Origin of the sequence: Nevskia sp., assembly GCF_021732705.1 — a bacterium.
Lineage (GTDB): Bacteria > Pseudomonadota > Gammaproteobacteria > Nevskiales > Nevskiaceae > Nevskia.
The window spans coordinates 234282-260809 of the sequence record NZ_JAKFUM010000016.1 but is presented as its reverse complement, the minus strand read 5'-3'; the positions used below and the strand labels follow the sequence as shown (position 1 = coordinate 260809).

At 66.8% G+C, this 26528-nt stretch carries 22 protein-coding genes; 8 read left to right on the top strand and 14 right to left on the bottom strand.

What is annotated here, in order from left to right:
* Window positions 1–262 precede the first annotated feature (262 nt).
* From QZ951_RS17610 to QZ951_RS17585, 6 genes are all read left to right on the top strand, one after another.
* The gene (locus QZ951_RS17610) at window positions 263–649 is read left to right on the top strand and encodes a hypothetical protein (protein ID WP_293002980.1); all 387 of its coding nucleotides are present in this window, start codon (window positions 263–265) and stop codon (window positions 647–649) included.
* Window positions 646–834: a helix-turn-helix transcriptional regulator gene (locus QZ951_RS17605; RefSeq protein WP_293002979.1), complete on the top strand. Its 189-nt coding sequence runs from the start codon at window positions 646–648 to the stop codon at window positions 832–834. The genes QZ951_RS17610 and QZ951_RS17605 overlap by 4 nt, the downstream gene beginning before the upstream one ends.
* A complete protein-coding gene (locus QZ951_RS17600) occupies window positions 831–2348 on the top strand; it encodes an alpha/beta hydrolase (protein WP_293002977.1) in 1518 nt (505 codons plus the stop codon). Before QZ951_RS17605 ends, QZ951_RS17600 begins: the two co-directional genes overlap by 4 nt.
* The gene (locus QZ951_RS17595) at window positions 2345–3076 is read left to right on the top strand and encodes an ATP-binding cassette domain-containing protein (protein ID WP_293002975.1); all 732 of its coding nucleotides are present in this window, start codon (window positions 2345–2347) and stop codon (window positions 3074–3076) included. Before QZ951_RS17600 ends, QZ951_RS17595 begins: the two co-directional genes overlap by 4 nt.
* Window positions 3077–3175: 99 nt before the next feature.
* Window positions 3176–4465, top strand: coding sequence for an ABC transporter permease (locus tag QZ951_RS17590; RefSeq protein WP_293002974.1), 1290 nt, complete (start codon window positions 3176–3178; stop codon window positions 4463–4465).
* Window positions 4466–4606: 141 nt separating this feature from the next.
* Window positions 4607–6115 carry a hypothetical protein gene (locus QZ951_RS17585; protein ID WP_293002973.1) on the top strand — a complete coding sequence of 503 codons (1509 nt, stop codon included), beginning with the start codon at window positions 4607–4609 and terminating at the stop codon, window positions 6113–6115.
* Between the two features lie 24 nt (window positions 6116–6139).
* On the opposite strand, the gene QZ951_RS17580 is transcribed toward QZ951_RS17585, so the two are convergent.
* From QZ951_RS17580 to QZ951_RS17535, 10 genes are all read right to left on the bottom strand, one after another.
* The gene (locus tag QZ951_RS17580; RefSeq protein ID WP_293002971.1) at window positions 6140–7441 is read right to left on the bottom strand and encodes a hypothetical protein; all 1302 of its coding nucleotides are present in this window, start codon (window positions 7439–7441) and stop codon (window positions 6140–6142) included.
* A 13-nt stretch (window positions 7442–7454) separates the two neighbouring features.
* Entirely contained in the window at window positions 7455–8642 is a 1188-nt protein-coding gene (locus QZ951_RS17575; protein ID WP_293002969.1) for a glycosyltransferase family 2 protein, read from the bottom strand.
* Window positions 8639–9562, bottom strand: coding sequence for a glycosyltransferase family 2 protein (locus QZ951_RS17570; RefSeq protein ID WP_293002968.1), 924 nt, complete (start codon window positions 9560–9562; stop codon window positions 8639–8641). Before QZ951_RS17570 ends, QZ951_RS17575 begins: the two co-directional genes overlap by 4 nt.
* A 7-nt stretch (window positions 9563–9569) precedes the next feature.
* Entirely contained in the window at window positions 9570–10994 is a 1425-nt protein-coding gene (locus QZ951_RS17565) for a haloacid dehalogenase-like hydrolase (RefSeq protein WP_293002967.1), read from the bottom strand.
* 194 nt (window positions 10995–11188) lie between these two features.
* Window positions 11189–12046 carry a CpsD/CapB family tyrosine-protein kinase gene (locus QZ951_RS17560; RefSeq protein ID WP_293002966.1) on the bottom strand — a complete coding sequence of 286 codons (858 nt, stop codon included), beginning with the start codon at window positions 12044–12046 and terminating at the stop codon, window positions 11189–11191.
* A 2-nt stretch (window positions 12047–12048) separates the two neighbouring features.
* Complete coding sequence (locus QZ951_RS17555) at window positions 12049–13473, bottom strand: hypothetical protein (RefSeq protein WP_293002965.1); 1425 nt, start codon at window positions 13471–13473, stop codon at window positions 12049–12051.
* On the bottom strand, window positions 13473–14486 hold the full coding sequence (locus tag QZ951_RS17550; protein WP_293002964.1) for a polysaccharide biosynthesis/export family protein: 1014 nt from the start codon (window positions 14484–14486) through the stop codon (window positions 13473–13475). Before QZ951_RS17550 ends, QZ951_RS17555 begins: the two co-directional genes overlap by 1 nt.
* A gap of 274 nt (window positions 14487–14760) precedes the next feature.
* Window positions 14761–15654, bottom strand: a complete 894-nt coding sequence (locus tag QZ951_RS17545; RefSeq protein WP_293002962.1) for a hypothetical protein — start codon at window positions 15652–15654, stop codon at window positions 14761–14763.
* Window positions 15655–15664: 10 nt separating this feature from the next.
* Window positions 15665–16519, bottom strand: coding sequence for a methyltransferase, TIGR04325 family (locus tag QZ951_RS17540; protein WP_293002961.1), 855 nt, complete (start codon window positions 16517–16519; stop codon window positions 15665–15667).
* A 136-nt stretch (window positions 16520–16655) separates the two neighbouring features.
* Entirely contained in the window at window positions 16656–17891 is a 1236-nt protein-coding gene (locus QZ951_RS17535; protein ID WP_293002960.1) for a hypothetical protein, read from the bottom strand.
* A 197-nt stretch (window positions 17892–18088) separates the two neighbouring features.
* Here QZ951_RS17535 and QZ951_RS17530 point away from each other — a divergent pair, with 197 nt between their 5' ends.
* Window positions 18089–18841 (top strand): WecB/TagA/CpsF family glycosyltransferase, encoded by a 753-nt coding sequence (locus tag QZ951_RS17530; protein WP_293002959.1) that lies wholly within the window; start codon window positions 18089–18091, stop codon window positions 18839–18841.
* Window positions 18842–18926: 85 nt separating this feature from the next.
* On the opposite strand, the gene QZ951_RS17525 is transcribed toward QZ951_RS17530, so the two are convergent.
* Complete coding sequence (locus QZ951_RS17525) at window positions 18927–20459, bottom strand: FAD-dependent oxidoreductase (protein WP_293002958.1); 1533 nt, start codon at window positions 20457–20459, stop codon at window positions 18927–18929.
* 678 nt (window positions 20460–21137) lie between these two features.
* Between QZ951_RS17525 and QZ951_RS17520 the strand changes: the two genes are divergently transcribed.
* The gene (locus QZ951_RS17520; RefSeq protein WP_293002957.1) at window positions 21138–22631 is read left to right on the top strand and encodes an undecaprenyl-phosphate glucose phosphotransferase; all 1494 of its coding nucleotides are present in this window, start codon (window positions 21138–21140) and stop codon (window positions 22629–22631) included.
* Between the two features lie 217 nt (window positions 22632–22848).
* On the opposite strand, the gene QZ951_RS17515 is transcribed toward QZ951_RS17520, so the two are convergent.
* From QZ951_RS17515 to QZ951_RS17505, 3 genes are all read right to left on the bottom strand, one after another.
* Window positions 22849–23823: an NADPH:quinone oxidoreductase family protein gene (locus QZ951_RS17515; protein ID WP_293002956.1), complete on the bottom strand. Its 975-nt coding sequence runs from the start codon at window positions 23821–23823 to the stop codon at window positions 22849–22851.
* 34 nt (window positions 23824–23857) lie between these two features.
* A complete protein-coding gene (locus tag QZ951_RS17510) occupies window positions 23858–24304 on the bottom strand; it encodes a MerC domain-containing protein (protein ID WP_293002955.1) in 447 nt (148 codons plus the stop codon).
* Between the two features lie 83 nt (window positions 24305–24387).
* On the bottom strand, window positions 24388–26514 hold the full coding sequence (locus tag QZ951_RS17505) for a TonB-dependent receptor (RefSeq protein WP_293002954.1): 2127 nt from the start codon (window positions 26512–26514) through the stop codon (window positions 24388–24390).
* Window positions 26515–26528: the final 14 nt, after the last annotated feature.

The window sequence follows — 26528 nt, the reverse complement described above, 5'->3', positions numbered from 1 at the left end:
AAACAAGTTTGGTGAGCTTGCTCTCCTGTTGCGCTACGATCGGCGAGAGGCAGAAAGGAAGATGCTCCCGAGAGACCCGCTCCCACAATGTGGTGCTTTTGTCTGGTTATGTGGGGTTAAACACCTATTGCGCCGCTGCTGCCCGACCGCGAGGCGACCACGCGGGGCTGAAAGTAAAACGTCCTTGACATCAAAATTCGACCGCACTAGGCTGAAAGTCAAGCGACCTTGACTTCAAGGCCGCACGAGCGGGGACCCCGGCATGGCGTTCTACGGCAGGCATTACTGGATCGAGTACACCGTCTGGGTCGTGCTGTTCTTCGGCACGATCATCGCGACCAAGCTGCTGCTGCGCGGCGTGCCGGACGGCAGCCAGTGGCGTTACGCGGCCGTGGTGCTGCCGACGGCGCTGGCACTCGGCGCCTGCTGGCTGGAGTTCCGCAACCTGCGCCGGATCGACGAACTGCAGCGCGCGCGCTATTTCGAATCGCTGCTCTACGGTGTTGCAGCGTCGATGGCCTACGTCATCGCCGTGACCCTGCTCGAAGGCTTCGCCGGCATGCCGCGGGCCGCGCCGGTCGGCGTGCTGATCGCCAACGCGGTCGGCTGCGGCTACGGCCTGCTGGTGTCGTGGTGGCGCTACCGGTGAAGAATTCGATCAGGGATCGCCGCGCCGTGCTGGGCTGGACGCAGGCCGATCTCGCCGAGCGCCTGCAGGTGTCGCGGCAGACGGTCAACGCGATCGAGACCGGCAAGTACGACCCGAGCCTGCCGCTGGCATTCCGCATCGCATCGCTGTTCCAGACCCGCATCGAGGACCTGTTCGAGCCATGAAAGGCCTGTTCGCCACATCCTTCACGGCGGCTGCCATGCGCCGCACGATCACCCCGCTGCTCGCCGGCGCGATCGGCCTCGGCACGGTCGCGGCGCGTGCTGATGATCGCCGGATCGGCCAGGTGCGTTTCACGGCCTGCGATATCGGCGGCCAGCAGCGCGCCGAAGCCATCGAGGCCTACTGCACGAAGTTCGAAGTGGCCGAAGACCCGGCCCATCCTGAAGGCCGGAAGATCCGGCTGAACGTGGCGCTGGTCCCGGCGCGCTCGGCGAAACCGAAGCCGGATCTGCTGGTGTTTCTCGCCGGTGGTCCCGGGCAGTCCGCGGTGGAGACCTTCGATCAGGTGCAGCCGGCGTTCCGCAAGCTGCTGCGCGACCGCCACGTGCTGCTGGTCGATCAGCGCGGCACCGGCGAATCGAACCGGCTGGCCTGCCCGCGGCCCGGTCAGGACGAGGCGTTCGACGAAGCCGCGCCGACGCCCGAACGCCTGCGCGCACTGGCGCAGGCCTGCCTCGATGGCGTCAAGGATCGCGCCGATCCGCGCTTCTACACCACGACCGACGCGATCCGCGATCTGGAAACCCTGCGCGCCGCCCTCGGCAAGCCGCAGTACAACCTCGTCGGCGGCTCGTACGGCACCCGCGTGGCCCTGAGCTATCTGCAGGCGCATCCGGACAGCCTGCGTTCGGTGATCCTCGATGGCGTGGTGCCGCAGGACGAAGCGCTGGGCCAGAGTCACGCGCGCAATCTCGACGATGGGCTCGATCGCATCTTCGCCGCCTGCCGCGCCGACGCCGCCTGCGCCCAGCGCTTCGGCGATCCGGCGGCGACCTTGGCGGCGCTGCGCCAGTCGCTGCAAGCCGCGCCGCCGACGGTGACGCTGCCGGACCCGGTGACGCAGCAACCGGTCACCCGAACGCTGACGGCCGATGCGCTCGCCGGCATCGTGCGCCTGTATGCCTACGCCCCGGAATCGGCCGCGCTGCTGCCGCTGCTGATCGACGAAGCCGCCCACGGTCGGCCGCAGCCGCTGCTGGCGCAGGGCCTGACGCTGTATCGCAAGCTGCCGGAACGCCTCGCGCACGGCATGGAACTGTCCGTGATCTGCGCCGAGGACCTGCCGGAACTGCGGGACGATCCGGCCGACGCAGGCCGGCTGATCGGCAATGGGCTGGTGCGCCTGCTGCGTGCGCAGTGCCCGGTCTGGCCGACCGGCACGCGGCCGCCGGGCTTCAAGCAGCCGGTGGTGTCGGACAAGCCGGTGCTGCTGCTGTCCGGCGAGTGGGATCCGGTGACGCCGCCGCGTTTCGCCGAGATCGCCGCGAAAACCCTGTCGAACAGCCGCCACCTCGTCGCCCGGGGACGCGGCCACATCGTGATGACGCGCGGCTGCCTGCCGAAGCTCGCCGCCGTGTTCGTCGACACGCTGAAGCCGGCGGCGCTCGACACGAGCTGTCTCAACAGCTTCGGCAACACGCCGGCGTTCACCAGCTACCTGGGGCCGCAGCCATGATCATTGCGACGAACCTGAGCCGGTCGTTCGGCGGTGTCAGCGCCGTGCGCGATGTCAGCTTTCACGCCGCCGACGGCCGCATCACCGGCCTGCTCGGCCCGAACGGTGCCGGCAAGACCACGACCCTGCGCATGCTCTATGCGCTGCTGAAGCCGGACACCGGCACCGTGCAGGTCGATGGTCTCGACACCGTGCAGGACCCGGTTGGCGTGCGCCGGCGGCTCGGCGTGCTGCCGGACGCGCGTGGCCTGTACAAGCGCCTGAGCGCGCGCGAGAACATCGAATACTTCGGCCGCCTGCAGGGCCTCGACGACGCCACGCTGAAGGCGCGGACCGATGCGCTGGTGCAGGCACTGGACCTGCGCGACATCGAGCATCGCCGCACCGAAGGCTTCTCGCAGGGCCAGCGGGTCAAGACCGCGATTGCCCGCGCCGTGGTCCACGACCCGCAGAACATCCTGCTCGACGAACCCACGAACGGCCTCGACGTGATGGCGACGCGCGCGATGCGCGGCTTCCTGCGCGAACTGCGCGCGCAGGGCCGCTGCATCGTGTTCTCGAGTCACATCATGCAAGAGGTTGCCGCCCTGTGTGACCACATCGTCGTCGTCGCCGGCGGGCGCGTCGTCGCCTCCGGCACCGCCGACGAACTGCGGGCGCAGACCGGCGAATCGAATCTCGAAGATGTCTTCGTCAAAGTCATCGGATCAGGAGAAGGATTGATGTGACGCGCGCTTTCGACAGTGCCTTGAATGGCACTGTCGAGCGTCACATCAATGGGCGGCAGCCCCGGCAGGATGTGACGCGCGCTTTCGACAGTGCCTTGAATGGCACTGTCGAGCGTCACATCAATGGGCGGCAGCCCCGGCACCGCCATCGGCACACGCGTGGAACAGCAGTCGGTCGACACCGAACAGGAAATGGTCATGCAGGCATCAACACGCTTTGGCTGGTGGACGGTCTTCGTCAAGGAAGTGCGCGAGAACCTGCGCGATCGACGCGCGCTCGGCATGGCGCTGCTGTACGGGCCGCTGTTCGGGCCGGTGCTGTTCGCGGTGATGACCGCGTTCATCGTCGGCAAGCAGAACGAGGATGCCGAGAAGTCGCTGTCGATCCCGGTGATCGGCGCCGAACACGCGCCGAACCTGATCGGCTTCCTGCGCCAGCAGGGCGTGACGATCAAGGCGGCGCCGGCCGATCCGGAAGGCGCGATCCGCGCACAGGACGAGGACGTGATCGTCCGGCTGACCCCGGCATTCGGCGAGGCCTGGCGGGCCGGCGAGCCGGCGAAGGTCGATCTGCTGCTCGATGAATCGCGGCAGACGACGCGCGCGACGCTCGGCCGGATCCGGGCGCTGCTGGACGCCTACAGCGGCCAGATCGCGGCGTTGCGGCTGCAGGTGCGCGGCATCGATCCGCAGCTTGGCCGGCCGCTGCTGATCGCCCGCCATGATCTGTCGACGGCCCGCAGCCGCGGCGCGACGCTGCTGGCGATGCTGCCGTACTTCCTGATCCTGTGCGCGTTCCTCGGCGGCATGTATCTGGCGATCGACGCCACGGCGGGCGAGCGCGAGCGGCAGTCGCTGGAGCCGCTGATGACGACACCGGTCGCGCCCGGCCAGATCATGACCGGCAAGCTGGCCGCGACCTTCGTGTTCGCGGCGGCCTCGGTCGTGACCTGCATCATCGCGTTCGCGATCGGGCTCAAGTTCGTGCCGACCAACGATCTCGGCTTCGATCTCGATCTGTCGCCGCTGACCGCGCTGGCCGTGATGGCGCTGCTGATGCCGATCGCGCTGCTGGCCGCGGCGGTGCAGACCATCATCGCGTCGTTTGCCCGCAGCTTCCGCGAAGCGCAGACCTATCTGCAGTTCCTGATGATCATCCCGGCGATCCCGAGCCTGATGCTGGTGATCAACCCGATCAAGCCGCTGGCGTGGATGCTGGCGACGCCGTTGCTCGGGCAGAGCCTGCTGATCAACCAGCTGGCGCGCGGCGATGCGCCGGGCCTGGCCGCGTTCGCGCTGTGCACGGCCGGCACCTTGCTGGCGGCGCTGGCAGCGAGCGCGCTGGCCGTGCGGCTGTACAGCAGCGAGCGGCTGGCGCTGGCCGTCTGAGGCTCGATGGCGCGCGGAGTGGAGTGAAGTTGCCACCCGGCGCCTTGATCGATTGCACGTCGCGGTGATGCCGGGTTTCGTATGATCCGCATCTGCGATTGCTGCACTGCAACCTGAATCGATCCCGCACGTTCCCGCCCGATGCCGACTTCCCGTTTCGATACCTGTCTCGCCGCCGTGCTCGCGGTGGCCTCGCTCGGGCTGTGGTTCGGCCTCGGCTTTCCGTGGGATCACCACAACGAATCGCTGGTCTGGGTCACCGACATGCAGCGCGCCGGCATCGCGCACCTGTTCGACTGGCATCCGATCCGCCCGGTGCAGACCTGGCGGCCGCTCGGCGTCGCGATGGCCTGGACCGGCTGGCAGCTGACGCAGGGCATTGCGCTGCAGCAGGCGCTGAACTTCGCGATCACGGTGCTGGCCTGGTGGGTGGCGCTGCGCGCATCGACGGCACGTCTCGCGTTCGGCTTCGCCGCGCTGCTGGCGCTGGCCGGGTTCTTCTCGCCGTACATCTATCTGTTCCATCTGCACGGCGTGTTCTACGGTCCGCTGCTGGTGTTCCTGGCCTGGCTGCTCGGCCGCGAGCGGCTGCCCGCCGATACCGGCTGGAACAGCGCCGTGTCGCTGCTGCTGCTGGCCGCACTGGCCGCGATGTTCCACACCTTCGCGTTCCTGTTCTTTGCGGCCTACGTCGGCGCCTCGTGGCTGGAACTGGCGCTGCGCGACCGGCGCTGGCCGTCGCCGCTGCCGGTGACAGTCACCATCGTGGTGGCCGCGGCGGTGACCAAGCTGCTGGTGTCCGGCTCCAGCGATCTGGCATCGGGCGATCCGGTGCTCGGCCTGCTGACCTCGTATCGGGCGCTGGAGCTGAATGTCCTGCTGTCGCTGCTGGCCGGCTTCTTCGCCGTGGTGGCAGCGGCCGTCGCCGGGCGTGTCCATGGCGGCTCGCCGCTGCTGCTGGGCGGGCTGGCGCTGGCGGTCTCGGCGCTCCTGCATGTCATCGGCCTGCCGGTGACGTTCGCGTGGATTCTGGTGTGCGGCATCCGGGCGCTGTTCGAGCGGCGGCTGCGACTGGCCGCACTGCTCGGCATCTGCGCGCTGCTGCCGGTGGCGACCAGCACCGGCTCTCCGACCTACACGGTCTACGTGCTGATGCCGTGCCTGCTGATCACGGTCGATGGTCTGGCGATTCCGGCAGCCCGCCTCGTGCTGGTGCGTGCGCTCGGCGTGGCGGCAGTGGCGGCGACCTTCGCCCTGCTGACCTTGCTGCGGCTGGAGATTCCGGTCCCGGTGGTCGACGGTCTGGCCGCCAGCCTGCGGGCGGAAGGCGAGAAGACCCACCAGCTCAAGGAGGCGCTCGACTGGCTGGCGGCGGATACGTCGCTGACCGGCCAGTTGGCGCTGTGCTCGCAGGCCGATTTCCCGATCCGTTCCGGCAATCCGCTGAATCGCCAGTTCCGGCCGCCGACGCCGGAATGGCCGCTCGGCGAATACCTGCAGCTGGTGACCGGCCAGCGCCTGCGCCAGCCGGATGGCGCGGCGCTGCGACTGTGCTTCGGCGGCGAGCGGCCGGAAACGGCCGAGGTGCTGAAGGTGTGGCCCGGTCGCCATGCCGGCGATGCAACGCTGGTGCGGCTCGCCCCGGGCTGATCGAGCGCGCGCCGCCGCGTCGCGTCAGGCGGCGGGCGGCGGTGAGTCGGATTTCTTCGACGCTTCCTCTTGCCGGATCTCCCGCGCCGACAGCACGAACAGGCCGGCCAGGTTGATCGCTTCGCCCACCAGCACGCCGATCAGCGCACCGGCCACGCCGAGATGCAGGATGCCGACGTAGCTCGTCACCAGCGCCGTGATCGCGCTGCCGGCGGCGAGGCCGGTCAGCGGATGGAAACGCTGGCGCGCCACCGGCAGGAACACCAGCTGGTCGCGGACCACCGCCAGCACCGAGGCTGCGCCCCACAGCAGCAGCAGCAGATCGCGATCGGCGAACTGTTTCTTCAGCAGGCTGCCGAAGATCCAGTCGCGCAGCAGCCAGAGCACGGCGAAGTAGAGCAGCGCGGCGCCCGCCAGCCCGCCGGCGAACAGGATCAGGCGATTGAATGCATGGCGCGCGCCGTGATGGTGCAGCCAGCGCGCGGCCAGCGGCAGCATCAGCGAGCCGATGCCGGTCGACAGCAGGTTCACCGGCATCAAGGTCAGCCGGGTGGCGCCGATCGCGGCGACGGCGACGACATCGAGCGTGCCCGCCACGAGGTAGGTGTAGCCCTGGCTGAAGCTCCAGTGGATCACCGCGCCGGCGGTGGACCAGATCGCCAGCGGCGCGATCTGCCGCAGGATGCCGCGTTCCCCTGGCGTGTCCCAGGCTTCGTGCGCCTTCAGACGGCGCATCAGCAGCGAGCCACCGATGGCGCTGGCCAGCGCCAGCGTCGCGACCGCGGCCAGCGAGGACTGCGGGAACAGCACCGCGACGCCGACACCGGCCACCATCAGCAGCGCATAGGCCAGATCGGCCGTGAACACGGCATCGATGCGGTGATGGGCGATCAGCGTGGTGCGGCCGAACTCGCGGCGGACGGTGGCCAGCGCGGCCACTGTGCTGATCGCGAGCAGTGCGGCCAGTTCCACCGGCAGCAGGCCGGTGATGCCGAGCCCGGCGGCCAGCGCCAGCACCGCGCCCGCGAGCCACAGCCAGGCCCGACGGATTTCGGTGATCAGACCGCCGATCAGCGCCTGACGCTGCGGCTGGTCGTAGCGGGTCATCCGCTCGACCATCGCCGGCTGGTAGAACGAGTTCTGCAGGCTGCTCAGCAGCAGCATCGCGGCCAGCACCAGCACGTAGTAGCCGTACTCGCGGTCGCTGGTATTGCGGATCAGGATCAGGCTGACGACGAGGCTGGTTCCGGACAGCAGTGCCTGATTGACCACGGCGCTGCTGAACATCTTGACGAAGGCCCCGTGCCGGCCTGCGAGCGTCTTCACGGCACGATCAGGCTCATGGCGGCGTTTCCCGATCGGTTCGCACCCAGCCGCTATCGCGCCGGCGCAGCATCAGCACCACCTTCCAGGCGATGAAGAACGGCGCGCGGGCCAGATCGATTAAGCCCTGACGGCCCAGCCCGCTGAGCTGCCAGCCACGCAGCACGTACAGCACGATGCTCACGGTGCAGCCAAGGCCGAGCCACAGCCAGACCGTGCCGAGCGCCGGCGCCAGCCACAGTCCGACGATCGCGAGCACGGTCAGCGCCACGGCGTTCAGCGCGACATAGCTCAGCGGCAGCACCAGCAGATCGCAGGCGAGATCGAGGCAGACCTTGCTGCGGCGCGCGATCGCCGCCTTCAGCACGGTGCCGGTCTTTTCGCGGATCAACGCGAAGCGGCCGTCTTCCCAGCGCTGGCGCTGCTTGCCGGCGGTGGCGCTCGACGTGACCATGTCGGCATCGGAATGCGCTTCGTCGGCATAGTGGACGCGATGTCCGGCGAGGCCGAGCGTGATGCCGTACTCGAGATCTTCGGTCAGCGAGAACGCCTTGTACGGCACTTCCACCAGCAGGCGATGGGTCACGCACCAGCCGTTGCCGCGAATGCCGCACGACAGGCCAAGCCGCTCTCGCGCCCGCGAGCGGACGATGTGGAACGAGGCCTTGGCGATGGTCAGCAGGCGCGTGCGCCACGAGGCCATCGGATTGAGGATGCCGTAATGCACCTGCACCGCCTGCGCGCCGCGTTCGATGCGGCAGGCGAACGCTTCGAGCGTGTTCGGCGAGACTTCGGCGTCGGCATCGATGATGACGACGGCATCGGCCCAGCCTTCGCGACGGCTGGCGCTGAACGCGTGATCGAGCGCGTAGCCCTTGCCGCGCAGCTCGGTGTTGAAGCGCTCCAGCACCGTGGCGCCGGCAGCGCGGGCGAGGGCGGCGGTATCGTCGCTGCAGTTGTCGGCGACGACGATCGGCCGGAAGCGGTCACGCGGCCAGTCGAGCTTCAGCAGGCTGGCGACGGTGCGTTCGATCACGGCGGATTCGTTGTGCGCCGGCACGATGACATCGAAGCGCAGCCGTTTCGAGGACGTCGGCGGCACCGGATTCGGCGCCGACAGCACGGTGAACAGCAGCAGGTAGCCACACGAGAACACGGCCGGAATGGCCACCGCGAACAGCAGGACCGCGAGCAGGAGCGTCACGGCATTGTCTTCGCGTATTCGTTGTAGCGCGCACCGACCATCGCGGTCAGCTTGCCGTAATTGGCGGCAACCTTGACCAGCCAGGCCGCGGCGCGATGACGACCCAGCGGCAGCACCAGCAACGCCACCAGCGCGGCGACGACGAGCTGCGCGCCGGCCTGGCCGAACAGCCGCAGACGGCCGACCGCGGTCATCGGCCCGTACAGCCCGGACAGGGACTTGCGGGCGAATTCCTGACCGCCGCTCAGGCCACGCTGCAGCAGCCATTTCAGCGACAGGCGTGACGGTTCGACCGGCTCGGTGACGATCGCTTCGTCGCACCAGACGACCTTCGCACCCTTGCGCACCAGGCGCGCGAGCAGGTCACCGTCTTCGCCGGTCGACAGGCCGAACGACACGTCGAACGGGCCCGGCTCGGCCCGCAGCGGCGCGCCGCGGACGATGACGTTGCCGAAGCGCAGGCGATTCAGTGGCACTTCCGCGCCGGTCGGCAGGCGCGGGAAATCGTAGAAGCGACCGGCACGGATCCACGACGGCGCGCTGTCCGGCACCACCGGCACCACCGGCGCCAGCACGGCATCGGCATGCAGCGTGATCGCGGCGTCGGCGAGTTGCTGCAGCCATTCCGGGGCCGCGCGCTCGTCGTCATCGATGAACGCCAGCCAGTCGCCCGCCTGGGCAGCGGCAACGGTGTGATTGCGGGTCAGCGCGATGTTGCGTTCCGGCTGGATGCCGTAATGGATCGGAAACGGGGCGCCGAGACGCAGGCGCTCCTCGACCACCGGCCGCGCCGTGCCTTCGGCGTGGTTGTCGACGACGACGACTTCGACCGGCAGCAGGGTCTGACGGGTCAGATCGTCCAGCAGCGCGGCAAGCCGATCCGGCCGGCGATAGGTGGCAATGCAGAGGCTGATCTTCATGGCCGGTTCAGCGATCAATGCGGTGCGCGGCCTTGACGACCGACACCAGATCCTTCCGGGCGCGGAGGATGTTCCAGAACAGCAGGGCAGCCGCGGTCGGTGTGGCGAGCGAGCCGTGACCCTGCGTCACCGCAACCATGGTCCACAGCAGGATGTAGAACATCAGCCGCGACAGGAAGAACGGCGCCTCCGGCCAATCCTGATTGCCGACGCGATACAGGTAGTACGGCACCCAGCGGGCGATCACGTGCGCGCTCAGAGCCAGCGAGGCCGCCGGTCCGATGGTCACCAGCGACACGAACGCCGCCGTGCGCGCCAGTTGCAGCCCGGGGAACAGCCAGATGCGCGTCGACTTGTCGATCCGGTTGTAGACCTTGAACGCGACGTGGGTCAGCACGAGGGTCAGGGCCCACAGCGCGAAGTCCTTCGGCACCGGCTCGCTGGGATAGCGCAGCAGGAAAATGGCGATGGCACCGGTGACCGCCGCCCAGATCCACGGCATCACCGTCGGCGTGGCGACCTCGACCAGCCCGAAGTTCCGGCTCAGCCGCGGATCGTGTTCGAATTTCTGGGCACTGCGGTCGTTGTCGACATAGCCGCGCTCGTAGATCGCCCAGAACGACACCAGCAGGATCAGCAGGCCGACGGCGTGCAGCAGCGGCATCGTCGCGTAGAAGATCGTCGACAGCAGCCAGAACGCGTAATCCTCCTGCAGGATGCCGCGCATGATGTAGCGCTGGCCGGGGCGCTTCACCTCGGTCAGGTACTGGCCGGGCAGATAGACGCGACGCAGCGCATGGCGATAGCGGGCATCCGGCCACAGCGTGCGCACCGGGAATCGGCAGTGGTCCAGCAGCGCGCGGTCGTCGATCGAATCGGTCACGACCATGCTGTTGCGCACGCACTCGTCACCGAGCGTTTCGATCGCCAGCGCCAGCTTGCCGCGCAGGCGATCGCGTGGCGAACCATCCTTGCAGGCCACCAGCGGGGCATCGCCAAGCCCGAGTTCGGCGATCAGCGGACGCACGATCGGCTCGAAACCCGCGGTGACGATGATGGCGCGGCCTCTGGACGCACGAACGGCATCGATCAACGGACGATTCGCGCTGGCCTGCGCCAGCACGGCCACCCGTCGCCGCCAGCGCCAGCTCACCCAGGGGCAGAAGAGCCGGACCATGCGCACGCGCCACCAGTCGCGCGTCGGCAGCCCGCCGGTGAAGCGCCAGGGCTTCACGGCGTCCATCAGGCGCAGCAGGATCAGGATCAGCAGACCCGGCGACGCCGAGTCGAGGAAATCCTCGGTGGAGTTCCGCAGGTACAGCGTTTCGTCGAGATCGAGCAGCAGGTCGCCGTCGAATCCGGCCACAGCGCTCAGCGCTTGGTCCGGCGATTTGTCGTGAGCATTGGTGCGGTCTGGAGGGGAACCGCTCATGGCGAAAGAATAGGCATCTGCGTGGCAATGGATGGAAATGACGGGTACAGATGCCGGTGCGAGCAAAAGCCGCGCCGCCCCGTCTCAGCCTTCAAAATCGTACCGCAAGGCCATGACGAGACGATTGATTTCGACCCGTCCGAGGCTGATGGAATATCCGGGATTGCATTCCGGCACCATTCATGAGACTTCGTTCAGAAGTGATTGATGACGGCCCCGAGGATCTGCGAGCGGGTCACCGACAGGCGACGCAGCATCTCCTTCTGCTCGCGATACGGCGTGTGATTGGCGCGGACGATCGTCAGCACGCGGCCGACCACGGTCGCCACGGCGAGGCCATCCGAGAACTGGCTGACCGGCGCGGTATCGACGATGACGAACTCGTAGCTGTGCCGCCACTCCTTCACCAGCCGCTCGAAATGACCGTCGGACAGCAGTTCCAGCGGATTCAGCGGCTGTGGCCCGGCCGTCAGCAATGACAGATGCGGCAGGCCTTCGACCGACAGCAGCGGCGGCATCACGCGCTTCGCGATGGCCTGCGACAGGCCGTTCTCGTTGTCGGCATTGAACAGCAGATGCTGCCGGGGACGGCGCAGGTCGGCATCGACCAGCAGCGTCGGATGTCCGAGCTGCGAGAAGGCAATCGCAAGGTCTGCGCACAGTCGCGACCGTCCTTCGCCGGCGCAGGGGCTGATCAGCGCCATCATGTTGGCGCGGACGAGGCCGTCATGGCGCAGCAGCAGTTCGGTGCGCAGCGCCTGCATGCGTTCGCCACGCTTGTCGAACGGGTCGCGATGGCTCAGCAGCTCGGTGCCGAGCCGGGCGTGGACCACCGGTGCATGCACGGCCTGCTGCGTGGTCTCGCGGGCGTATTCGACGTCTTCTTCGGTGACGAAGCCGGTGGAAATGGCGGCCTCGGGGAAGCTGATGTCGAGCACGCGCGCGGCGTGCTCGATCTTCAGGACAGCTTCTTCATCGAGCGCGCAGACGCGGATCAGCGCGTCGCGCAGCAGCTTGTCTGCGGCCGCAGAGCTGGAAGCGGGGTCAGTCATCGTCAGGCGGGAATGGCGTTGAACTCGACGATGACCGGAATGCCGTAATCGCGTTCGATGTCGTCACGGCAGCGCACGCGCCGGAACAGGAGGCCGTACATCAGCGGGAGCATGCCGCCGGCACCCATTCCGAGCACCACGGCCATCATCACCGTCGTCCGCGTGCGGCGACTGGACGCTTTGGTCGGCGGTGTGGCGCGGCTGACCAGCTTGATGTTGTTGTAGCTCGAGTTGGTGGCGCGGGTGATTTCGTCGAAGCGTTCGAAGGCGTTGCGGTAGGTGGTCTGAGCCGATTCGAGCTCGACACGATACTTCTCGCCTTCCTCGCGCAGCTGACTCTGCGAAATCACGCGCTTGCCCTGCTCGGCGATCGCGGCGCGGATCTTCGCTTCGAGCTGACGGGCATTGGTCAGATCGGCGTTGGCCGAGGTCGACTGGCTGCGCACGGCCTTGTCGATCTCGCGCTGCGTGACCGCGATCTGGGTCTTCAGCTCGATCACGCGAGGGTTCTTCGGGCCATCGGTCAGGCGGTACTCCGCCATCTTCGCTTCCTGCTCCGCCAGCTGGTTGCGCAGCGTGATGAGCAGTTCGGAGGTCGCGCCGGGAATCGTGGCTCCGGGCGCGCTGTAGGCGGCGATCTCGAGCGCGCGGCGCTTGCCCTGAGCGACGATCAGCTCTTCCTGCAGCGAGGCCAGCGCGGCATCGTCGGCGTTGTCCTTGCCGCCGGAAATGATGCCGGTGCGCTGCTGGAACTCCATCAGCTGCGCCTGCGCCTTGGTCACCTTGGCCTTCAGCTCGGCGAGCTGGGCGCTGAACGCGCGGATGGTGCGATCGGTATCCGGGCTGCGGCGCTCGTAATCGCGCGAGGCGTAGATCTCGGCGATGGTGTTGGCCGTGTCCGCCGCTTCGACCGGCGAATTCGCCGTGTAGCTGACATAGACCAGCTGGCTGCCGTAGCGGCCCTGATTGACGCCCAGACTGGCCTGCAGCGACGCTTCCGCAGCCGCGCGGCGCACGTCTTCCGGCAGTTTCTTCGGCCCGGCCATCTTCTCGTTGTCCTGCAGCTTCAGGCGATCGACCACCAGCTGCAGCACGACGGAACTGGAAATCAGCTCCAGCTGCGTCGCCATGTAGTTGCCGAGCAACTGCAGCGGAAATTCCTTGCCGGCGATCGGGTCGTTGACCTCGGGCTTGATGATCAGCGTTGCCGTCGCGACATACGTCTTGGGCTTCCGCACGCCCATCACGCCCACCAGCAGCGATACCGCCAGTGCGATCAGCACCGAGTGCTTCCAGAACGCCTTCGAGATCGCGATCAGCTGCGCGATCGACATGCCCGGATGGGTGTACTGCTGCGGCACCACCGGCCCTGACATCGGCGTGGCCGCCGACATCGGGATGACCGGAAGCTGGTCTCTCATCGCCATCAGAATATGCTTTCCTTGACCCGGATCACGTCGTCCGGCTCCAGCTTGTCGTTGAGTTTCGGATACACCGTGAGGTACCCGCCACCCGGCTTCTTGCGCTTGATCTCGATGCGGCTCGTGCTGCCGCGGCGCGTCACGCCACCGACCAGGGTCAGCGCCTGCACCAGGGTCATGCCCGGGTCGAGCTTGACCTTGCCCGGATTGTTGACCTCACCATAGATGAAGACCTGTTCGCCGCGCGGCACGTACAAGGTATCGCCGCCCTGGAACTTGATCGTCGGAAAGTCGATATTCGGATTGGATAGGCTGCTGAGATCGATCGGCGTGCGCGTGACCTTGCCGTTTTCATCGGTCCGAAGCAGGAAAATGATGTCGGAGGAGTCTTCCGCCTTGCCGCCGGCCTGTGCCAGCAGATCGAACACCGTGGTTCGCGACTCCACCGGATAGCGGCCCGGCCCGCCGACTTCGCCCAGCACGGACACCTGCTGGCTGGTGCCCTTGTCGAGCGTGATCGACACCTGCGGGTTGATCAGGAACTCGCCATCCTGGAACGCCTTCGCGACTTTCTGCGACGCCTGCGCCGGTGACAGGCCCTTGACCTCGACCGGCCCGGCCAGCGGCACCTGGATCGTGCCGTCTTCCGAGACCACGACGGTGGTGCTCAGATCCGGCTTGCCGTAGACCTGCAGGCTGACGCTGTCGCCGACACCGAGCAGCACCAGCGGCGCAATGCCCGGCGGGTTGCCCGGTGCAGTGCCCGGCACGGTGCCGGGGGTCGCCGTCGACGGCGGCGCTGTCGTCGTTGGCGTCGCCGGGGCCGGGGCGGTCGGCTTGCGGGTGAGCTGGCTATCCAGCTCGAGGTTGATGTGGTCGGGAAACGCGGCGGTGACCGGCCCGGCGGCGAGCAGCAGTGACAGTGCCAGCACCGCGCCGAGCAGCGACGCGGCGATCCGCGCCGGTGCAGCGAGCACCGTGGGGCGGGAACGGGCGACAGCGGGCGATGATCCGGACATGCAGGGCTCCTGGTGCAGGAATTTCGACAAGGATCGACGATGCGTCCTGCCGGCTCTTGACGCGTGGTGCCTGCGTGCTGCGCCAGAGCACGATCCCAAGATTACAGCACGGATCGATTGTCGATTCGAGCGGCTGCCGGCGGCCTCCGCAGGCGCCGGCGGCAGCGGTCGCAGGTCGTTCGTCCGTGGCGCCGGACGGCGGGATTCAGGCGCTCCGGCGGTCGGAAAGTCTCGATCGGACGTCATGGGCGGCGGACGGCGCGGGCGCGGTGGATCACCGGCTGCGCAGCGACCGCAGCAGATTGCCGGTCGCCATCCGCACCGGCGTCACCGCCGACATTGCCGCGGCCTTCGCCGCGTCGATGCCGCGGCCCGGCGGCCGCGGCTGCAGCCCGGCCTGCCGCAGGTAGTGGTTGCAGGCGCGGACCCGGCCATCGGCCCGGGTCTTGTCGGTTTCCCAGACGATCGAATACGAGATCGAGCGGCTGGCACCGGTTTCGACCCAGTGCGGCGCGTTCTGCGGCTGATGCAGGCCGAGGCCGGCGACCAGCGGAAACACGTGCTCGTGGCTGCGATCGCGGCCGTCGAGATCGATCTGGGCGATGTCGACCATGCCGCGGACGAAAAAGCGTTCCAGCTCCGGCTCGGACACCGCCACCGGCGCGTAGACGTGATAGCGCTTCTCGCCCTCGATCTGCGCGAAGAAGTTGATTTCCGGGTCGAAATGGAACGGCGTGATCGCGGCACCCGAGCTGATGAAGACGGCCGATTCGCGGCGGACGACCTTCTGGCCGTGCAGGCCGCCGTTCAGTTCGATGATCTGCTTGAACAGCAGGTCCATCAGATCGCGGAACGCGGAGTCGTGGTTCTCCAGACGCTTCAGCAGCACGCGATGCGCGCCCTGCTCAAGCCGCATCATCGCTTCGTGCGGCTTGAGGTAGCCGTGATCGACCGAATAGAACTCCGTGCCCGGCGTCGGCGCGCTGCCGGCGACGAACCAGTCCGGCTGCGTCGGCACGTAGCGTTCGGCCAGCTTCAGCAGGTTGTCGAACGAGAACAGGTCGAGGCGGTGCAGGTCGTGGGTGTAGCCGAACGGCTTGCGGTCGAACGACGACCGGAACACTTCGGCATCGAAGTGCAGCAGCGAAGAATGGGCCGGACCGGTCATCGGTGAATCCTCACTCGGCAAGCTCGAACAGGAAGCCGGAGAACTCCTTCAGGAAGCGCTCCGGGTGAAACGGGATCAGCACATCGAGATCCTGCACCGCCCAGCGATCGCGCAGGCGGTAGCCGGCGGATTCGAAATAGGCGATGAAGTTGCGCTCGTTGTAGAGCCGCATCGGACAGACCGCGGGGCCATAGTTGTGCAGGGTCCAGCAATCCTCGTACGGCACCACCGGCAGCTTGTTCAGCAGGATGTAGCGCGGCTTCGCGGCCAGTTGTTCGATCAGCCCGGGCACCGAATGTTCCATGAATTGCATGGCGCCGGCCGACAGCAGCACGGTGCACGGCGGGGCCGCGCGCAGGTCATCGAGAAAATGCAGGTTGCCGGCGTTCTCGCGCTCGGCCACGGCCTTGCCCTGTCGGGCCAGCTGCGGCACCTCGACCACAGTCCAGCTGGCCCCTTCCGGCAGCGTCATGTAGCGGCGCAACCCGTAGTAGGTCAGCCCGATCGAGCCGCCGAGGTCGACGAGGCGTTCGCCGGCCTTCAGGGTCTGGGTGATCCAGAAGAACACCGGATAGGTCGACGGTCGCACCGGGTCGATGTTGTCGAGCCAGAGGGTCGAGCTTTCCTCGAGGTCCCAGCCGGCCTTGCGGCTCGGCGGGATGTCGGCCAGCGCTTCGGCGTAGGTCGCGTAGATGCGCGAATGCAGGCCGGTGTGGTCCTGCCGCTTCATCTGCTGGGCAATGAACCAGGTCTGGAAGCCGGGGATCAGCGCCAACCAGCGCCCGGTGGGCAGGCGCGACAGGACGATGTCCGTCAGCTTGCGCAGGATGCGCTTCCAGAGCGGGGGAGGAACGTTCGAGAACATGGTGTGCGGCGTGCTTCGGGTCGCGGTTCGGAATGATCTCATGCAGGTGCCGTTCCACGAACCCGGCGGAACCGGCAAAACCCGCGGATCGGCATCGGCGCTGTGCAGCGGATCACGCGTGGCGGCGAGACCTCGCCTATTTCCACTGGGCGCGAACCTGCATCGAAAAGACAAAGCCGTCGTAGTTGCTGATCGGCACGTTCGAATCGCGCCGGGCGTAGGTCACCAGCGGCGAGAGCACCAGCCAGTCACGCGCTTCGTACGCCGCACCGAGATTGACCGCATGCGCCTGGTCACGGCGGCCGGTGAAGTCGGTCGGCGCCGCGGTGGCATCGCGGAACACGCTGTCGGTGTAGGAATAGTTCAGCGTCGTTTCGATGCGGGACGTGGCGGCCCAGACCAGACCGGCGCTGCCGCCGGTGGAGATGATCGAGTTGTCGCCGGCATCGAACGATTCCACCGCGCGCAGGAATGCGAAGTTGGCGCTGGTCTTGCCGGTCAGTTCGCGCCGGTAGTTCAGGCCGCCGGTGACGCCCGAGGCGCCCTGCCGCTTCGAATAGCCGAGCGTCAGCGCGAAGTTCGAGATGTCGCTGGCCACGTACTGCACCTGGGTGCCACCCGAGTACTGCTTGAAGCGGTTGTTCTCGGCCGTGCCGCGGTAGTTGCTGGTCGTGTACGAGCCGGTGATGCCGGCGCTGAGACGATTGATGCCGATGTAGTTGATCGCCGCGCTCGAGGTTCGCTCGTCCAGCCGAAGGGTGGGGGCGTTGCGCGCCGGGGTCTGCAGGATCCGGACGTTGTAGCCGGCATTGAAGTTGACGTCGTTGGTCAGCAGGAACGCGGTGGTGGCGCCGAGCGTGGTGGTCTGCTGCGTGTTGAGGCGGGTGGTGTCGCGATCGGCGAACGACGCGCGGGTCTTGACCTCGGTGCCGGACAGCGTGCCCTTGATCCGTCCGAACAGCGTCCAATCGAGCCCACCGCCGTAGTTGTAGGCGTTCTGATTGAGGCTGGGGATGTTCAGGTAGTTGAAGCGGCTGCCTTCGGCCTTGACGAAAAAGCGTTGCTGGGCGAGGAGGTACGAGGCATCGACACCGACGGCGTTGTTGAAGATGAAGTCGGCATCGACCTGCTTGCCCTGAACCACCGGGACCTGCGACTTATCGGTGACACGGTAGATGTTGGTGTCGTAGCTGGTGGTCGACGACACGTACGGAATGAAGGTGGTCTCGGCCTCGGCAACGCCGCTGCCGACGAGGACGGGCAGGGCCAGCGCCGGTGCCAGCGTGATCAGCAGCCGTTGGCCGCGATTTCGGGGGGCACCATGCGGGTGCGACCGGGCCGGAACGCTGCCGGGCACATCGGATCGGGTCATCGGGGTCTCCTGAGAGGCGGTGCTTCCCGGGTGGGGTCGCGGCGCGGGCCGATTGTGACCAAAAACCGCGGCCAGCACGGCGCCATTGGGATGTACTAGGCCATAAAAACGGCATCGGGAAGCATTGTCCGATGCCGGCCCGAGCCGTGCCCGGTATGCTCGTTGCTGTCGACTGTCACCCACATCCGCGCGTTCCCATGTCCCTGTCTGTCATCCGCTTCGACGATTACGATCTGCCGCGCTTCGTCGAGACTGCCGCCGGCTTTGGCGTCGATTCCTACGGCTTCGTGGTCACGCCGAATGCCGATCACCTGATCCGTCTCGACGAGGACGCCGAGTTCCGCGCGCTGTACGACGAAGCCGCGTTCGTGCTGCTCGACAGCCGCTTCCTCGCGAAGATCGTGTCCGCCACGCAGGGGCTGTCGCTGCCGGTCTGTGCCGGCAGCGACCTGACCGCGCAGCTGTTTGCCAAGGTGATCCAGCCGGACGACAAGCTGGTGCTGATCGGCGGCCGGCCGGAACAGGCTGAAAAGCTCGCCTCGATCTACGGCCTGAAGCGCCTTGCCCACCACAACCCGCCGATGGGCTTCATCAAGAATCCCCTTGCGGTGGCCGATTGCCTCGCGTTCATCGAGGCCAACAGTCCGTTCCGCTATTGCCTGCTCGGGGTTGGCGCGCCGCAGCAGGAAATCATCGCCCGCCAGCTCAAGCAGCGCGGCATCGCCCGCGGGCTGGCGCTGTGCATCGGCGCGTCGGTGGATTTCCTGACCGGCGTCGAGAAGCGCGCGCCGGTGTGGATGCAGAAGCTCGGCATCGAATGGCTGTACCGCCTGTTGCAGTCGCCGCGGCGCCTGGCCAAGCGCTATCTGGTGCGGGGACCGCGCGTGTTCGGCCTGCTGCGTCGGGTGTCGATCGAACTGCGGCCGGCGGCTCGCACCCTGCCGCGCTGATTCGGCCCGGGTCGGTCCCGGTCGCCGGCCGAAAAATGCCGCCGGATCGAACCGCCGCGACGATGATCGTCGCGGCGGCTGGCGTTCAGCGGCGGGCGACCTGACTGTTGTGGCCGAACAGCGGCTGCACGTTCGACGTCCAGTTTTCGGCGGTGCGCGGCGTCAGCGTCACCACCCGCTGTTCCTGCCGCTTCAGGCGTTCGCCGAGGCGAATGCTGAGCGCGGTCACGGTCAGCATCGGGTCGCCCAGACCGGAGGTCGGGAACACCGAGGCACCGGCAACGTACAGGTTGTCGACGCCATGCACGCGGCAATCGGCGTCGACCACCGACGAACGCCGGTCGGTTCCCATCCGCGTCGTGCCGACGTGATGGTTACCCTGGTCGCCATGGCAGGTGATCATCGCCGACAGCGCCGCCGGATCGTGATCGAAACTGCCGGCGCCGCTGCGCCGCAGCGCTTCGCGGAACAGGTTGACGCCGCGCCGAACGGTCTTGAAATCCGCGACATTGCAGTTCCAGTCCGCGCGCAGCGTCGGCACGCCGGTGGCATCGACGGTACTGCCGAGCATCACGCGGCTGCTCGGATTCGGCTGCTGCTCGGCCTGCCAGTCGATGCGGAACCGGGTCTGGCGGCCCGGCATCAGGCGCGGCAGCAGATGCGACAGCCCCAGCTTGTTGCCGGTCACCGAGTCGACGGTCGGATGGCGCAGGCGCACCGCGAACTGGCCGATCTGCAGCCGCCGTTGGGTGTCGTCGCTCAGGGTCATCCGGCGACGACTGCGAATGCCGCCAGCATCACGCGCGTGGCCATACCAGATCGCGTTCGGCGGCTCGGTCAGCTGCACGGTGCCGATCGCGCCCTGCAGCGGGCACATGAGATAACGGCCGACGTTGTCGTTGTCGTTGCCGATGCCGTTGCGGTGCACATCACGGCTCGCGAGCAGCAGGCGGGCGTTTTCGAGCGTGCCGGCCGCCAGCACGAACTGCCGTGACTTGATCTGGATCGTCCGGCCGCCTTCGGTGCGAACGACGAGGCCTTCGACCGCCGTACCGCCGCGGTTCAGCTGGATTCGGGTGACGGTGGCGTGGCTCAGCACGCAGACATTGGTGGCGCCGGCGATCTGGCGGCCGTAGCGCTTGCCGAAGTCGACCAGCGGGCCGTAGTGGTCGATCGAGGCGCTGTCGAAGTGTTCGGGCCGGAAGCCCGGCACCAGCGGCGACTGCGCCATCAAGGCGTCGCGCTCCTGCGTCTGCGCCGACTCGTCGCTCTCGCACAGGCGCATGGCGCGCGCGTAATAGGGCGCAAGCATGTCGCCGGTCAGCGGCCAGCCGCTTTCCGGGACGTAGCGCCGCATTTCCAGCTCGATCGCCGTAAACGCGGTGCAGCGCGACTCGCGCTTGCTGATCGATCCGCCGAACTGGCGGCGGCGGTTCTGCTCCAGCGGCGGATGCAGGCGTTCGTCGACGACGGTGCCGACATTCAGGGCATCGGCCTCGCGGTTGCTGCCGACACCACCGGATTCGATCAGCAACACGTCGATGCCGGTCGCGACCAGTTCAATCGCCAGCGCGATGCCGGCTGCGCCGCCCCCGACGATGCAAACTTCGGCCTGCATGCGCTGGTTATCGGGCAAGTCGCGTGCGTCGATCATGGATTCGGCGGTCTTCGTGTACGGGTGTAAACACTTTTTAACAAAACACAATCCAGACGAGATTGATCCCAGTTAAGCGCCAATAAAATTAATTTTGCCGCGAGGAACGCGCCTGAATTTCGTTGGATCAGACATTTTTATTGAACGTGACGACATGGTCGGGGCTTGACAGGTCATCTCCGAATGCTGCAGTGCAATACAGAAACTTTCCGACTTTTGCCTTTGTTAATCAGTCAGTTAAGCAAGACTAACATTCCTCTGTGCCAGTAGATTTTGACTATTGTGCAAGCCGCAAGGCAAGTTCTTCTGGCCGCCGAGAGGTGAATGGATGCGAAATACGGGTTGTATCGAGACCTCGATCAAAAGGCGACGCCTACTTCATGAATCGCAACGCACCATTACGTGTTCGTGAAGCATCCGATGACGTACACTCGGCATGATCCTTGGCTACCTCGCCCATCGATGCCGAATCCGTGCCAGATATCGGCCCTGCGGCTCGATCCTGGCGGAAAGTCATAGGGCAACCCGCGTGTTTCGAGTTACCGTCGCGACGGCGGCTGTCGCGATGTCCGGGGCTGCCTCGATGTCACTGACGACGATGTTCAAGTTTCCGGCCTCCTGCCGGCTCTGCGACCCTCATCCATGACTCAAACGCCTGACCAAACACTGAATCCGCACGAGTCGTCGTCCTCACGGCGGAAGCTGAGCTACGACTTCGTGTCGCTGGCCAGCGATCTGTTGCCGGTGTGGGACGTGCTGATCATGCTGCTGGTGCCGTTTCTGACCGAATACTTGTACGCCACTTTCTTCGGCACGCGTGTGGCATACGACCCGATGACCTGGGCGGATAACCAGAAGCAGGCGCTCGCGGCAGCCGTTCTCGCCCCGTTCGTGCTCTACGACCGCGCCTTCGGCACCGATCCGGAACGCCGCCGCGATCTGGCACTGCTGCGCAACTTCACGACGCAGTGGACCAAATTCGTCGGCGTGCTGCTGGCGGTCGGCTTCGCCTCGCGCATTCTCGACGACGTGCCGCGCGCCTGGGCGCTGATCTGGCTCGGCCTGAGCTTCGTGTTCACGCTGGCGGCGCGCGCGCTGCTGGCGCGGCATCTGCGGCATCTGGAAACCCGCGGCGTGCTGACGCAGGCCATCGCCGTGGTCGGCGCCGGGCCGCTGGCGGATCGCCTGATCAAGCATCTGCTGCAGAGCCAGCCGGGCAAGATCGAACTGCTCGGCGTGTTCGACGACCGCGGCAGCCGCAACGATGGCCGCATGTTCCTGCCGAAGGGCACGATCGCCGACCTGCTGGAGCTCGGCAAGACCCGCACCATCGACTGGATTCTCGTGGCCTTGCCGTCAACGGCCGATGATCGCGTGCTGTCGATCGTGCATACCCTGAAGACGCTGGCGGTGCCGGTCGGGCTGGCGCCGGAGTCGGTCGGACTGAAGCTGCCGAACCAGGTCATCAACTACGTTGGTGAAGGTCTGCCGGTGACCTTGCTGGCCGATCGCCCGATCCGCAAGTGGGATGCGGTGATCAAGAAAGCCGAGGACATGATCCTCGGCAGCCTGATCACGCTGATGCTGCTGCCGATCCTGCTAATCGTCGCGATCCTGATCAAGATCGACAGCCCGGGCCCGATCTTCTTCCGCCAGCGCCGCCACGCGTGGAACAACAGTGAGTTCTTCATCTACAAGTTCCGCACGATGCGCTGGGAGCCGAATTCCGGCGCCACGGCCGGCGTGATCCAGCAGACCCTGCGCTCCGATCCCCGCATCACCAAGCTCGGCAACATCCTGCGCAAGACCTCGATCGACGAGCTGCCGCAGCTGATCAATGTGCTGCAGGGCGACATGTCGCTGGTCGGTCCGCGCCCGCATGCGGTCAACATGCGCACCGAGGAGCGGCTGGGGCACGAGATCGTCGATACCTACGCCCACCGTCACCGGGTGAAGCCGGGCATCACCGGCTGGTCGCAGGTGAATGGTTCGCGCGGGGCGACCGACACCGTCGAGCAACTGCGGCGACGCGTCGAACTGGACCTCCACTACGTCGAGAACTGGTCGCTGTGGCTCGACATCAAGATCCTGTTCATGACCTTCGTCACGGTGCTGCGCGGCGACAACGCGTATTGAACGATGGCGGCTGCCCGGCTCGGCATCGGCGCTGGCAAGTCTCGGAGGACTTGGCTGCCTGATGTGAAGTCGGTGCCCGCGTAGGTCCGGTTTCAGCCGGACTGCGTCGCACGCGACAACCGCAGGGGCTCATCGGCGGAAACCGAACCTGCGGTGGTCGCGACTGCGCTCGGTGCGGCTGCGGTCCGCGATGCGCGAGCGCAGCCGTCCGGTCCGACTACGGCACCAGCACCGCCTTGCCGGTGACCTTGCGCGCCAGCAGATCGTTCATCGCATCCGCCGCATTCGCCAGCGGATACTGCTTCGAGATGAACGGCTTCAGCTTGCCTTCGGCATGCCAGGCAAAGAGCTGGGCGAAGTTTTCGGCATTGAGCTTGGCTTCGCGCACGACGAATGCGCCCCAGAACACGCCGAGCGCGGCTGCGCCCTTCAGCAACAGCCGATTGAGCGCGATTTCCGGAATGGTGCCGGCGGCGAAGCCGATCACCAGATAGCGGCCGTTCCAGTTGATCGCCGAGAAGCAGTCCTGCGCCAGTTCACCGCCGACCGGATCGTAGATCACGTCCGCGCCCTGGCCCTTCGTCAGCTTCTTGACCGCTTCCTTGAGGCTTTCCTTCGTGTAGTCGATGACCTCGTCCGCACCTTGCGCCTTGCACAGCGCCAGCTTTTCCGCTGACGAGGCAGCGGCGATCACCCGCGCGCCCATCAGCTTGCCGATCTGGATCGCCGACAGGCCGACACCGCCGGCAGCGCCCAGCACCAGCAGCGTTTCACCGGCTTTCAGCTGTCCGCGCTGCTTCAGCGCATGGATCGTCGTGCCGTAGACCAGGGTGAAGCCGGCGGCTTCGATCAGATCGAACGAATCCGGCAGCTTCAGCACGCCGTCGGCGTGGGCGTTCACTTCTTCGGCATAGCCGCCGATCGGAATCAGCGTGGCGACCCGGTCGCCGACCTGGAACGCGCTGACCTTCGCGCCAACGGCGGTGATCACGCCGGAGACTTCCGCGCCCGGCGTGAACGGCGGCGTTGCCTTGAACTGGTACTTCCCGGCGATCTGCAAGGTGTCCGGAAAGTTGACGCCGGCGGCAGCGACCTGGATGCGGACCTCGTTCGGGGCCGGCGGCGGCAGCGTGATGTCGCGCAGTTCGAGGGTCTCGGGGCCGCCGAGTTCGCGGCAAACAATGGCTTTCATGGCAATCCAGGTGCGGTGAAGGGATGCCCGCGCGTCAGGAATGCGCGTGCGGACTCGAATGATCGTGGCCGTGATGACGCAGCTGATAGTTGCGGAAATGGGCTATTGCCAGCATCACGGCCCCGGCGACGGTCAGTGCCCGCTCGCCGGCGGCATCGATCCACTCGAACTGCACGCCAAACGCCGCGAACACCATCAGGATCAGCCCGACGAAACCCAGCCACAGCACCAGCGGACTGCGATGACGGCGCCAGCCCCAGCCGAGCGCGAACACGCTGGTCGGCACCGCACCGAGCAGCAGCCACTGATGAAAGCGCTCGTCGACGACCAGCGACGACGCCGCCAGCGGCAGCACCGCCACCAGTACCGGCAGCGCCAGGCAGTGCAGCAGACACAGGCCCGACAGCAGCATCGCCAGGGCATCGAGACCGCGGACAGGCGGCTCGGCAGCGGGGTCGGCGAGGTCGGGCGAGGGATTCATGGGGGCGAAAGATTAGCACTGCCGCTGGCGACAGGCCGGGGCCTGGCCTGTCGCCGGCGGTCTTCAGATCGCGCGGAGCGGGCCTAGATCGCGAGCCTGATCCCGACGAACACCGAAGCGCCCGGCAGCGGTGCCACGTCCTTGACGAACGAGGTATGGCGGCGAGCCTCCTCGTTCAGCAGGTTTCGCCCGCGCAGGAACACTTCGCTGTCGGACTGCGCGTGCTCGGTCAGCTTGAAGCCATAGCCGACGTCGAAGCCCAGCAGGTTGTAGCCGCCAGTGCTGGTTTCGAGCGTGGCGATGCGGTCCTGCGCCTGCGAACGGGTGTAGCTGAGCGAGGCCGAGACCTGCCGGTACTTGCCGTCGAAGCCGAAGCCGAAACGGCTGGGCGTCACGCGCGGCAGGTTGCCGCCGCTGTTGACCTCGCCGATCACCTTGTCGCCGAAGCCGCGCACGCTCAGGGTGTACGGGCCGTCGATGACCAGCGCATAGCTCGCCTGCGCTTCGAAGCCGTAGAAGCGGGTATTGGCCTGTCGGTAGTCCACCAGCAGGAATTCGCCGTCCGGGTCGATCGTGCCGCTGGAATCCACCCGGTCCGCCGCGCCGTCGATCGCGCCCACGCCGCTGCCGTCGGCATTCAAGCCGGCATCGATTTCCTGCAGGAACAGATAGTCGTGAACGCTGTTGTAGTAGCCGTTGAGCTCGAAACTCAGCCGTTCGTCGTGATGATCGAAGCCGATTTCGAAATTGTTGGCGGTTTCGATCGTGGCATTGGCGTTGCCGCGCTCGTAGGTTGCGGTCGCGCCATGCGGACCGAATGCGTAGATCTCCTCCGGCACCGGCGAGCGCTCGGCCCGGCTGTAATACAGCTTCAGGTGGTCGTGACGTGTCAGGTTGAAGATCGAGCCGACGGAGACGCTGACCGGCGTGAAGTTCCGGCTGCGGCGCTCGCCACCGTCGCCGTTGTCCGGCCGGTTGGTGTCGCGCTCGATGCGGGCGCCGATCTCGAACTTGCCGTGCTTCCACGGCCGCTCCTCGATCAGGAACGCGCCGATCTGCAGGGAGCGGGTCGGCGGCACGAAGCTTTCGTCGCCCACCGCGCTGAACCGCCGGTAGTCGTGCTGCACGCCGAACACGCCCCGGAAGCCCAACAGCGGCTGGTGGACGATCTCGATGCGCTCGTCGTTCTGCTTGTTGCTGAACACGGTGCCCGGAGTCGCGGCGTCCTCGAACTCGGTATGGCCGTAGCTGTTGTACGCCGCGCGCAGCTTGATCGAGTCGATGAACGGCAGCGGACGATTCAGGATGGCCTGCGCGTCGTAGCGGGTCTGGTCGGCATTGATGAAGGCCTCTTCTTCCGACGGCAGCCCGTACACGGTGTTGAAGGTGCTGACCGACGCCGAAAACGAGTTGCCGCCGACGATGTAGCCATACGACAGCGCGCCGGAACTGGCCTGCGCCCGGCTGTTCGCCAGAAAGCCCCGGCTGCCGCTGCCATCGACACCGGCAGTGCCCGGAATGTCGTACTCGCCGGCCTTGCGCGCGCTGGCATCGAGATGGAACTGATGATGGCCAACGCCGTAACCGAGCTCGGTATTGCCGCTGCGCTCGTCGGCATTGCTGCCGTAACGGGTCTCGATCGAGCCATGCAGGCCGTCTTCGACGACCGTCGGCAGTCGATCGTTGATGACGTTGACCACGCCGCCCGAGGCCCGGCTGCCGTAAAGCAAGGTCGCCGGGCCTTTCAGCACCTCGACCTGGCGGGCGTGCGCGGTGTCGACGGCCACGGCGTGGTCCGGGCTGACATCGGACACATCGAGCGAGCCGACGCCGTTCTCGAGAATCTCGACCCGCGGTCCGGCCTGGCCACGGATCACCGGACGGCCGGCGCCGCTGCCGAAGTCGGTGCTGGAAATGCCGGGCTCGTTCTCCAGCGTTTCGCCGATGGTGTTGGCGCGCTTGCGATCCAGTTCCTCCCCAGACAGCACGGTGGTCGGTTGCACCAGTTCGTCGGAGGTCTTGCCGAGCGGATTGGCGCGCACGGTGACGGCATCCAGCTCGACGACCGGCTTGCTGTCGTCGTCCGCCAGCGCAACCTGCGGGAAAGCGAACGCGGCAGCGGCCAACGGCAGCAGACGGAAACGGGACATCGGAAACAGCGCGGCAACGGCCGCGCGACGCGCCAGACGGCGCGAAACGGAAACAGACATGGAATTCCTCGCAA